The sequence below is a fragment of the Massilia sp. TSP1-1-2 genome (assembly GCF_049896185.1).
Taxonomy (GTDB): Bacteria; Pseudomonadota; Gammaproteobacteria; order Burkholderiales; family Burkholderiaceae_D; genus Telluria_A.
On sequence record NZ_JAFCTU010000034.1, the window covers coordinates 1 to 12,594 of the forward strand.

General features: G+C 64.1%; 2 protein-coding genes. Both read left to right on the forward strand.

The annotated features are described in order from the left end of the window. The first annotated feature begins 280 nt into the window (after positions 1–280). The gene (locus ACP7BV_RS22300) at positions 281–694 is read left to right on the forward strand and encodes a BLUF domain-containing protein (RefSeq protein WP_426106909.1); all 414 of its coding nucleotides are present in this window, start codon (positions 281–283) and stop codon (positions 692–694) included. A gap of 378 nt (positions 695–1,072) precedes the next feature. Then, positions 1,073–11,911 carry an LEPR-XLL domain-containing protein gene (locus tag ACP7BV_RS22305; RefSeq protein WP_426106910.1) on the forward strand — a complete coding sequence of 3,613 codons (10,839 nt, stop codon included), beginning with the start codon at positions 1,073–1,075 and terminating at the stop codon, positions 11,909–11,911. The last annotated feature ends 683 nt before the right edge of the window (positions 11,912–12,594 follow it).

Genomic DNA, 12,594 nt, shown 5'->3' on the forward strand with positions numbered 1-12,594 from the left:
AAAAGGAGAAAAATCCAGAACTCAAAAAAGCAGCGTAGAAACCGCTTTTAGGCGACAACTAGCTTGCAAATTACCGCTGTTGCGTACGGATCAGCGCGCGTAGCGGGGTACTGTCTCGTCGTGACAACACCTTGTGCGCAAGTTATTGCGCGCAGCAAACACGCCTTGCGACAAGTTTTATTTCCTAATAGTATTATCTGCACTTGGCAAAGTATTGCCGCTGGCAATCCTCGCTTGCTGAACACACCGGCCTGCGCATGTCACAACAAGGGAAAAAATAATGTCAATTAATCAACTAATCTATCTCAGCCAGGCTACACGCAAAATGTCCGCTGAGGATCTGTATGGAATCCAGAAAACTGCCAAAGCAAATAACGAACCGTTGGACGTGACGGGCAGTTTGTTTTATAACGGCGGTTGGTTTTTGCAAGTGCTGGAAGGGCCGGCATTGTCGCTGGCTAAGCTCTACAAAAAAATTGAACTTGACCCCCGCCACAAGAATTCTCGGGTGATTTACAACGAGCCAGCAACTTTTCGTACTTTCCCGCGCTGGAATATGAATATGACCAATCTCGACGACAGACAAGCCGACAAATACGACGAACTGGTCGAAGTCATCGAAGCGGCGCAAACAAACCGCAAGATCGGATCGGCTTCGCCCGCGGTAACACTGCTAAAGTTGTTCAAGAGCTGAACGACTGCTGCCGTCGCACCACTGCACAAGACGGAGGGGAGTAGAGGCCCGCGTTCAGTTGTAGTGCGGCGACTGCGTTGCCTTTACGGCCATATTGCTGGCGGTCGCGCTCAGCTTTTTGGTACAGGTTTCGTTGCAACGTCCCCTCGAAATTGCGTCCGGTTAACACTTGTCGTTGTGTTGACACGTGGACCGGCCCCGCTCTTCTGTCCACAGATTAAGCTTTATTTAGTCTGGGTAACTTTTGTATCCCCCTTTTTCCGTTACTATTTCGACCTCATGCCGAGCTTGCGCAGCTGCGCCGAAAAATTGACCAAGCGACGCCCTGAAGCGATAGCGGCTCCGGATTCAGTAGCGGCCCATATATGAAAGCAATCAATGTTCAGCAAGAACAAGCGCATCAAGCAAAAAGTTTCCACAGTTCGCGATGCTTTTCGCGTTGAAGCGCTCGAATCACGGGTCTTGCTGTCCGCCGATCCCATCATTGGCCTGGTGCATATAATTTTGCCAGGGGAGACCAGTCCCGATCACGTCGTAATCGACGCCTACCAGACAACCCAGGCCCCGGACGGCGGCACGCCGCCGGCCATGGGCGCGCCGCAGCAGGGCGCAGTCGACACTCACTTGCTCGATTTGGCCATGCTGGTGCAAAGCGGCGCAAGCGTTGCTGCTGTCTTGGACAGCTCCGTGCTGGCGCGGGTGCCAGGTGGTGCTTTATCGTTCGTTCCGCTCGACGCTGGCGGCACGATTGTGCTGGCGAACGGCGCCTGGACGGGGACCGGCGAAGACATGCAGCTCGACAGCGCCGCGCTTGGCCAGCGCCAGGAAGGTGTCGGTGAAATCGTCCTTGGCAGCATTGACGGTCACCATCTGATCTATATCGGCCAAGCCGGCGCCACCGACGCCGTCACGCTCAACGATACCTTGCACCTGATCAATCCGCAGCTGGGCGGTGAAATTTTCATCAATGCCGATCTGAACCTGAACAACGGTTCCTCGCTGGTGATCGACGGTTCGGGCCATACCAGCACGTTCGCGGCCAATGTCGTGAGCACCGACGACATCCTGGTCAACGATTCGGTGCGTTTTGACGGCCTTGGCATCTCCCTCACGGCAGGCAGCGACGGCACCGGCAATATTCACCTGGGCTTTAATGCGACCCATATTTTCCAGGGCAACCTGGACGGCTCGCCCGACAGCGCCATCCTGCGCGCGCCGGGCAATATCACCATCGGCGGCAATGTGGGCGGCGCCAGCCTGGGGGCGGGCGGTTTGGCCGGCTTGACCATCGAAGGGGTTGACGTAGCCGGCACCAGCGATACGCCGAACGACGTCACGTTCAGCGAGTCCGTCATCATCAATGGCGACTTCATCATCAACGCCTCAGGCGTGGTCACGTTCGCCAAGTCCGTCACGCTCACCAATGGCGGCGACTTCTCCATCTTTGGCGCGACCCAGGTCATCTTCCAGGGCGGCGTGGTGCTCTCGGGCGGCGGCGACCTGTTCATTGAAGCGAACGAAGTCACCTTTTCGGGCGGCGGCGAATCAGTCGTAGGCACCGGCACGATGACCTTGCGCCCAACCACGGTCGGGCTGGCGATTGAACTCGGTTCGCCGCCAAACGGGAATACCGCCGATACGCTCAATATCGACAACAACGAGATCGCGACCTTTGCCGACGGCTTCAGCAAGATCATCATCGGCCATCAGACGGCGGGGCACGCCACGGCAGGTGCGGGCGCAGTGCGCATCGGCGCCATCGGCGCGGTCGAGCAGCCTACGCTGCGCGACAACGTCGAAGTCTACGGCGCCAGCATCGCCGTCGAGGACTTCAGTTCGCCAACGCTGAACTACACGCTGCTCGTTTCCGGCACCATCAAGCTTGATGCCGTGGGCGACATTGCGATCTACAACCAGGTCGAAGCGCGCAACGGCACGCTGCAAAACATCAGCCTGTACTCAGCCTCCGGCGCCATTGCGCAGGTTGACTTCCTGGACGATGGCGTGGGCGGCGAGGCACTGCGCGGCGCCAGCCTGGACGCCCATGCGGCGCTTGGCATCAGCCTTGTGTACACGGAACTTGGCTCGGTCAGCGCCCAGAATACCGGCGCCAGCGGCGACATCGTGATTCACGAAACCGCGCTCGGCGGCGACTTGCTGCTGACGCTTGTCAACCAGTCGAATGTGGCCGGCTCCGGCGCCATCGACATCCGCACCGCCAGCGGGGCCATGACGGTGCTGGCGAGCGGCAGCGGCGTGGTCGCCAGCGGCACCGGCGACCTTACCCTTGCCGTGGCAGGCAGCGCCAAGGCGCTGCTGGTCAACGACGTCGTCACCACCACCAGCGGCAGCATCAACCTCTACGCGTCCGGTGCACTGTCGACGCTGGATGACGCAATCAACGACGGCGTGATTGCCTCCAGCGGTGGCGCCATCAGCCTCGTTTCCAGCCTGGCCAATATCAGCCTGGGTGGAAACGTCAGTTCGGCCGGCGGCCTGGTCAGCGTGCGTGCTGCCACGGCAATCGCCATGGCCGACGGCAAAAAGATCACGTCGCAAAACGCGCTCGACTCGGGCGCCGTCAACCTGCTGGCCGGCACCGGCATTGCGCTGTCGATCATTGAAGCTGATGGCGCGATGATCCTCACGGCGCGAAATGGCGCAATCGTCGACGTGCTGACCGGCGCCGGGCCCAACCTGGACGGCGACACGGCACAGGCAACACTGGCCGCCACCACCGGCATTGGCGCCGGCGCCGGCCTGGCCCTGCAAACCCAGGTGGCCGGCCTGTCGGCCGCCAACACCGTCAGCGGCGGCCTGTTCATCCAGGAAGCCACCGCGCTGCGCCTTGGCAGCGCAGGCAGCTTTGCCATCGACCTGGGCGGGACCAGCGGCAACGCCAGCATCACCACCGCCAACGGCGCACTGACCGTGTCTGGCGCGGTGCGCAGCACTGGCGCTGTCGGCAACTTGCTGCTGCGCTCCGGCGAAACGGGCGAAGCCACATCAGCGAACGTCGAGCTGCGCGCCGATCTGACGTCCACCAACGGCAGCATCAGTATCGTCGCGGCCGACAGCATCGTCATCGATAACCTGGGCGTCGGCGGGCCGCGGCTGGAAACACTCAAGGCCGGCCAGACGCTCGACCTGTCGGCAGCGGACGCGATCAGCATGGAAGCGCAAGCGCAGCTGCAAACCAATAATGGCAATGTGCGCCTGGAGGCTGTCGCCGGCAGTGTCAGCGTGGGCGTGGTCAACGCCGGCACCAGCGGCAGCGGCGGCACCATCAGCATCAATGCCGGCGCCGCCATCACGGACGCGCAGGACGACGACCTGGCAGCACCGGCCGGCGTGAACCTGGCGGCCTACGGCTTGCGCTTGCAGGCCGGCGCCGGCATTGGCGCCGCAGGCAGCGCCATCGAGACGCAAGTGTCGGTCATGGCGGTGGCGGCAAGCGGCAACGCCTACCTGGCCGAGCGCGATGGCGTGGCCGTTGGCACTGTCGGTCCGGTTTCGGTCAACCGCGTCGATCTGTCCGGCGCGAGCGCGCCGGTGACCGACCTGGCGATCACGGGCTTGAACACCGGTGGCGGGGCGGGCACGAACATTTCGGCCACCGGCAACCTGGTCATCGACAGTAACATCAACGCCGGCAGCGGCAATGTCAGGATCGATGTCGCCGGCGCGCTCACGCTCAATGCCAGCATCGGCAACGGCAGCGGCAGCATCACCGTTCTGGCCACGAACAACATCGTACAGACCGGGCTTGGACGCTTGAGCACCAGCGGCGGCACGATCGACGTCGAATCGACTGCGGGGGCGATCGTCATGGCCAATGGCGGCCTGGCCCAGACCAACGCCGGCAATATCCGCTACAAGGCGGCAACCGGCATCACGCTCGGCGTGCTCGACGCGCGCAGCGCCGCCAATCGCAGCGACGGCCTGCTCGGCGCGCAAGCTGGCTGGGGATCGGTCAGCGTGGTTGCGGGCGGCGCCATCGCCGACCTTGCCGGCGACACTGCGACCAACATCTACGCAGGCGAGCTTCGCTTGAATGCCGTGGCAGCCATCGGCGCCGGCAGCGAGGCGCTGGAAGTTGAAGCGCTGCGCATGTCGGCAGCTGCGGCGGGCATGTACATTGGCGAGGCGAGCAACATCATCATCGACCAGACCGCCGCCGTTACCGTCAACCGCGTACTGGCCGACGGCAGCATCGCCGGTTCTTCCGTGACCGACGCCGTACAGGTCAACCTGGCCAGCAGCGCAGCACTGGTACTGCAGGCGGCGGCAGGCAGTATCGTCACCGGGATCAACGGCGCGATCAGCGCCGGCGGCAATCTGCTGCTCGCGGCCGGCGTCGACATCACGCTTGGCGGGTCCCTGGTCAACAACAGCGCCGGTACCAGTCTTGTGGCCGGGCGCGATATTGTGCAGGTGGGAGCCATCGCTTCTGCCGGCGCGGGCGCGAGCATCGAGCTGCTTGCATCGCGCAACGTGGTCCAGGCAAATGGCAGCACGCTGGCCAGCACAAATGGCAATGTGTCGGTCAGTGCGGGCGTGGACGCGACGATTGAATCGATCGCTGCGGGCAGCGGGGCCGTGCGCGTCATTGCCGGCAACGACATCATCGACGGCGACAGCGCCGGCGACACGCAAGCCGATCTCACCGCAGGCGCCTTGCAGCTTTTCGCAGGCAACGCGATCGGCAGCGGCAACAATGCGCTTGAAACCACCGTCGCGGTCCTGTCGGCACGCGCCGGCGCGGCGGGCTTGTACCTGTTTGACACCGACGGCGTCACGGTCGACACGGTCAGCATCCAGGTCAGCCGGGTGAGCGCCACGGGGGCCGCAGCGCAAAGCGTCAACGCCGCCCAGTCCAACCTCAGCGCCACCGGCAACGTGGTGCTGGTGACGAATACGGGCGATCTGCTGGTCAGCGATGAGGTCAGTTCCGTCGCGGGCAGCATCCTGCTCAAGGCGAGCCTTGGGGGCATCACCGTGAACAACGCGATCACTACCCTCGCAGGTTCGGTCTCGCTGTCGGCGGCGGGTGCAATCACCCAAAAGGCGGCAATCAGCAGCGCGGCCAGTGTCGACATCACCGCCGGCGGTGCCATCAGCATGGACGATGGTGTCATCACCAGCGCAACGGGGAACGTGCGTTACGTCGCCGGCGGCGTGCTGGCGCTGGGCGCCATCAGCGCGGCCAATGCCAGTGTGCAGGGCTCGAGCATCATCGACAGTGGCGCCGCCGACATCGACGTGACTGCGGGCAGCCTGCGCCTGGCCACCACCGGCACCGGCGCCGGCGAAGGCGCCGGCACGGGCGCTGCCCATCTGCAGAGCGCCGTCGCCACGCTTGCCGCCAATGTGGCGGGAGCCGGAGGCATCTATCTCGACGAAACAGACGGCATCATCATTGGCAGCGTTGCCGCCATGTCCGTCAGCCGTCTGGCTGTCGATGGCACCAGCAGCACGCTGACTGATGCGGCCTTGGCCGATCTGGTATCGGGCGGGAACCTGGTTCTGGCCGGCGGTGCAAGCATCACCGTCAACAGCTCGCTGGCCACCTATGCGGTCAGCGCCGTCGGCAATTTGCTGCTGAAAGCGGCAGGGGCAAATTCGGACTTGCTGATCAACGGCGCGCTGCTCAGCAGCGCTGGCAACCTGAGTCTTGCAGCCGGTCGCGATATTGCGCAGGCCGGCGCAATTGCCGCCATCGGCACTGGCAAGACGCTTGACCTGGTCGCCGCGCGCAACGTGGTCATGGCGCAGGGTAGCTTGCTGTCTTCCAACGGTGGCAACATCGTGCTGCAGGCGGGCCTGGACGCCACCATTGAGTCAATCAGCGCGGGCACGGCAAGCGTGAGCCTGCGCGCCGTCGCCGGCAGCATTCTCGACGGCGACGCCGCCGGCGACACCGAAGCCGATATCCTCGCCAATGGCTTGCAGCTGCGTGCTGGTGGCGCCATCGGCAGCGGCGGCAATCATCTTGAAACCACCGTCGGCACCTTGACGGCGCAAGCCGGCGCGCTCGGCATGTACGTTAGCGAAACGAATGCCTTGATCGTCGATACCTTGACAATCCAGGCTAATCGGGTGGGCGCCAGCGGCGCGGCGGTAGCTACCGTCAATGCTGCCCAGAGCAACCTGCAATCCGGTGGCGATATCGTCCTGGTCTCGAACGCGGGCAGCCTTGCGATCAGCGACACGGTTCTCGCCGCAGGCAATGTACTGCTGCAGTCGTCCACCGGTGGCCTGGTTGTCAACAGCGCCATCACCAGCACGGGCGGCGCAATCTCGCTCGCTTCCAGCGGCACCATCGTGCAGCATGCCGACATTGGCGTGGCGGGCAGCGGCAGCATTGACCTGGCAGCGAGCGGCAGCATTGCAATGGACAATGGCACCCGCATCAGCGGCAACGCCAATATCCGCGTGGCTGCAGGCACCGTCATGACGCTGGGTGCGGTCAGCACCACGGGCAAGGTGAGCCTCATCGCGGGCAGCATCACCGACGCAGGCAACGTGGAAACCGACGTCACGGCATCGCAGTTGCGCCTGGCCACGGCCAGCACCGGCAACACTGGCGCGGGCCTGGCCGGTTCGCACCTGCAGCTTAACGTTGGCACGCTGACGGTATCAAGCGCTGGCGTGGGCGGCGTTTATCTGGACGCGGTCAACGGCATCGTCATTGGTTCCGTGGCCGACATAGGCGTAACGCGCGTGAACGCCGACGGCAGCATCGCCAGCGTGACCGACGCCGGGTTCTCGGACCTGGTCTCGGCAGGCAATGTGGTGCTGGTCGCCAGTACCGGCAGCATCACCATTACCGACGGCGATGCGGATTACTTGGGCGTGAGCGCAGCAGGCAACCTGCTGTTGCAGGCTGCCTCCGACATCGTCGCCGGCGCCGCGCTGACCAGTGCGGGCAATGTGAGCCTGAACGCGGGGCGCGACATCGTCCAGAATGCCAACATCGTCAGCACCGGTGCGGGCAAGACCGTGGACCTGCTGGCCGTGCGCGACATTGGCATGGCCGCCGGCACGGGTCTGGCAAGCAGCAGCGGCAACATCGCTGCGCAAGCGGGCAACAACGTGACGGTCGCGATCATCTCGGCCGGCACGGCAGGTGTGCGCGTGGTGGCAGGTGCCAGTGTGATTGACGGCGCCAATGAGTCGGGCATCTTTGCGGGCAGCCTGCAACTGGTGGCCGGCAACGCCATCGGCGCTGCCGCCAACGCACTCGACACCACGGTGACGACGCTGTCCGCGCAAGCGGGCGGCGCCATCTACCTGCGCGAGACGGACGGCGTGACTGTCGATACGGTCAGCGTGCAGGTGAACCGCGTTGACGGGCGCGGCGTCGTAGCAGCCACGGTCAATGCGGCCCAGGCCAACCTGGCCGCCGGCGGCGACCTGGTGCTGGTCACCGGCGGCGCGCTGGTCGTCAGCGACAACGTCTCGGCGGCGGGCAGCATCTTGCTGCAGGCGACTGCGGGCAACATCACCGTCAATAACGCCATCAGCACGGCCTTGGGTTCGGTCACGCTGTCCGCTTCCGGCGCCATCGCCCAGAAGGCAAACATCGGCAGCGCCAACACGGTGTCGCTGTCATCCGGCGGCGCCATCAACATGGATGACGGCGTCACCACCACCGCAGTTGGCAATGTGCGTTATGCCGCCGGCGGCGCGCTGGCGCTGGGCAGCATCTCCAGCGCCCTTGACGTGGGCCTGTTGGCCGCATCGATTGTCGACAGCGGCGCCGGCGACACCGATGTCGCAGCCCGTTCGCTGCGTCTGGAAGCGACAGGCGGCGCCGGAACCACCGGCGCCCACCTGCAGGTAGCGGTAACGACGCTGGCCGCGCAGGTAGCCGGCAGCCTGTATCTGGACGGCATTGGTGCCATCGCCATTGGCAGCGTCGGCCCGGTTGCGGTCAGCCGCCTGGCGGTCGACGGCAGCACCAGCGTTGTCACCGATCTGGCGCTCTCTGGCCTGACTTCCGCCGGCGGTATTGAACTGGTTGCGGGCAGCATTGCGCAGGCAGCGCAGATCAGCACCACCGGCATCGCAGGCAGCATTGTGCTGGTCGCCACTGGCGACATCACCATGGCGCCGGCAGCAGCGAGCAGCACGGATCGCGGCGCGATCACCTACAGCGCGCTTGGCCAGATTACCCTCGGCCTGCTCGACGCGCGCAGCGCTGTTGAACGCGCAAGCGGCGCAAAGGCCGGGCAGGGCGGCTGGGGCGCTGTCAGCCTGAGCGCCGGCGGCGTGTTGGCCGATACGGCTGGAGCAGTGGCCGATGTCGGCGTTATGGCCAGTAGCCTGACGATCAATGCAACCGCAGCGGGCAGCAGCGCCAATGCGCTCGGCACCGAGATTGTCAACCTGGTCGCTCATATTGGCCAGGGCGGCTTGTTCCTGGCCGACACCAGTTCGCTGGCGCTGGCTGCCGGCGGCGTCACCGTGGCAGGCGACGTTGCATTGAGCGCGGCGAACGAACTCAGTGTCGACGGCGCTGTCACAGTAGCCGGCGCCGTGGTGCTGCGGGCTGGCGCTGCCCTCGTCACCCATTCCGGCGTTACGGTGGCGGGCAATGCCAGCTTCAATGCAGCGCAGGATGTAGACTTGCATGCGACTCTCGCCGTCGGCGGCGCGCTGCTGCTGCACGCGGGCGCGACCATCGCCGTCAATGCCGGCGTGACGGTCGCAGGCTACGCGGTGTTTGGCGCGGCGCAGGATATCGACGTGCACGCCAGCGCTGCAGTCGGCGGCAATCTGCTGCTCGAGGCAGGCGGCGCGATTCTGGTGCATGCCAGCGTGCTCAGTAACGGCGGAAGCATCTCCCTGAACGCCGGTTCGTCGGTGGCCCAAAGTGCCGCCATCACCACGCTTGGACAAGGCAAGACCATCGACCTGGTCGCCCCCGGCGCTATCGGCATGACCGGTGCGGCCAGTACAAGCACCAATAACGGCAACGTTGCGTTGCACGCGCATGACATTTCGCTTGGCGCCATTGTCGCCGGGACCGGCAGCGTCAGTTTGGTGGCCGCCAACGCCATCAGCGATGGCCAGAACGGATCGGAGGCGCAATTCGTCAAGGTGCAGGCGGCAGGTTTGCGCATGGTTGCCGGTGCGGCCATCGGAAGCGTGGCCAATCCAATTGAAACAGCCGTGGACGTATTGGCCGCGTTTGCGGGCAGCGGCGACGTTGCTCTCATCGATACCAATGGCCTGGCGGTGAACGCGGCCGGCGTTTCGGTGAGCGTGAACCGCGTTAACGGCGGCGGCGGCGCAAGCGCCGTCTTCGATGGCGCGCTCGTTGGCGTCACGGCGCCGGCGGGCAGTATTGCGCTCGCGGCGAGCAGCGGCGCGATCGTCTTCGATGTGCCACTTGCCTCGCCTGCCGGACGTGACGTGAGCGTGGTGGGCGACACCTTTGTCGTGAACCAGCCGCTGGTTGGCGCGGGCGGCAAGCTCTTGATCATGCCTTCCAACCCGGCACTGGGCATCCAGATCGGCGGCGCAGCAGTTGATGCTGCCGGCCAGCTGTACCTGGACAGCGCGTCGCTGGCTAACCTGAAGGGCGGCTTTGACGACGTTGTCATCGGCGCCGGTTCGCTGGCGCCGGGCCAGGACATCGACATCGATGGCCGCACCGTTCCGGTCGTGTTCCGCGATGGCCTGGTCTTGAATGTGTCCGGTCCTGGCAGCGTGATCAGTGTCGAAGGCCAGTTGACGGCCGATTCGCTCGAAGCGCGCGCAGCGGTAACGATCGTCGGCGTGGTGACGGTAACGTCCGGTAACGGCGCACTCGCAGGCGGTGACATGCTGTTCAACGAGAACATCGATGGCGCCACCGGCAACGACCGCCTGACGCTGGCCGCAGGCGGCGACAGCATCGTCTTTGGCGGCCCGATCGGCGCCACCACGGCGCTGGCCTCGCTCACCATCAATGGCGCCGTCAACGTCAGCTTTGCCGACGCCGTCACGGTCAACGGCGACGTTGTCATCAACGCCACCGGCGTGGTGCGCTTTGACAGCCTGCTGACGCTGGAAAGCGGTTCGCTGGTGATTCGCGGCGCGAGTGAAGTGATCATCGGCGACGTCGTGCTGCATGCTGTCGACGGCCAGTTCATCGTGCAGGCCAATACCCTCACGCTCAACGGCGACGTCAACGGTGCGGCCAACGTGCTGCTGCGTCCGAGCGACATGGCGCGCGACATCGTGGTCGGCGGCGCTGCTGCCGGCGCCTTCAATATCAGCGCCGGCATGCTGGCGCACCTGTCGAGCGCCGACAGCCTGGTGATCGGCGTGCAGGGCAGCGACGGCCACGCGGCTGTGGGTGCCGGCAACGTCACGCTCGCACCAATCGACCTGGGCGCCATCACGGCCGCGCCGGTCAAGGTGTTCGGCACCAGCATCACGCTCGCGCAGGGCGCCGGCAGCCTTCAGGCATCGAGCATCGTGCTTGACGGGCGCAACGGCGTTGTGCTGCACGACAGTGTGGCTGCCAGCGCGGGCGACGTGGTGATCTACAGCGGCGCGGGCGCGATCGCGATGGATGCCGGCACGGCGGTGACGTCGAGCGCGGCGGTGGTGTTGAACGCGGCGGGCACATTGGGTGTGGCGCAAGTCAATGCCCAGCATGTGGTGCTGCGCAGCACCAGCGGCGGCATCGTCGACGTCAACGGCGACGTTGCCGTCAACGTGGTCGCTGCGACCGTGTCGCTGTACGGCTACGGCGCGCCAGTGGGAACGGGCAACCCGATCGAAGTGCAGTCCCCGGCCATTTACCTGGCTGCCCGCACCGGCATCGAATTGCAGGATACGGGACTAGACGGCCGCACCCATTTCTATGTGCTCGATGGCGCGACGATGTACGAGCAGGCGGTCGGTATCGGCCCTGTGGTGCGCAATACGGTGGATCCGACGCCAAGCGCGGTGGCGACAAGCGCTGCACCAGTGCTCGCTGGCGGCGCGCTCTCGCCATTCTCGTACGGCGCAACACCGGCGGCCAACAGTCACAGTGATGTAGAGCGCTATCTTGCCGGGGCGATGTCGGTTCAAGCAAACGGCGACCAAATGTCGTGGTCCGGTATCGACGGTATCGACGGTATCGATGCCGCCGCGCTCGGTTTGCAGGCACATGGCGGCGTGGCGGCCAGCTTGCAGCAGACATTCGACTATTGGCTGGAGGACTTGGTGGTGTAAAAAGCGCCAGCTGTCAATACGCCGAGGTGTGGCTTTTTTGCACACGGCATCTTTGACTTGCCTGGCGGCTGGTCAGCCCGCCTGAACCGGAAACACACGACCCGGGCGCTCTTCGCGTACTTACATCTGTCTGGTCCAGGCCGGCATCCTTTGCGGATGCCGGCCGGCCTGAACGCGCCTGTAGTGCAGACAATGTGCCCGCATTGTGTCGTTCGATGCTGGGGCTTAATGAAATTCTGACATCTATATTGCTTAATTTGCAGGCAAAATGGAGTCGAAGTTGTCATAACTATATTGCTTTCTGTAAAAAAGCGCTGATACCTGAGAAACTTTTTCATGGCGCCGCCACGTTCAAAAAGACACAAAAAAGCGCGCGCCAAGATGGGGAAACGAACGCCATTTCCGTCCCCCGTTACAAGCACGGTCGCTATAGCTGGAATGCGTGTAAATACATATTTGCGCTGGCATTTTTCCTATAGCCGTGCTCCCGACCCCAGCCCGTGTTCCAGATTAATTTATATTTAATTTGAGTAACATTTCTACCTCGTATCTCCGGTAAGATCGCCCCTTGATCTAACCTTGCGAAGCTGCGTCCGGAATTTGACCAAGCTCGCAACCCGAAGCGCCAGCCACTCGCCAACTTGGCCAGTGGACAACATGACGAAAGCTCGACAATGCTCAAC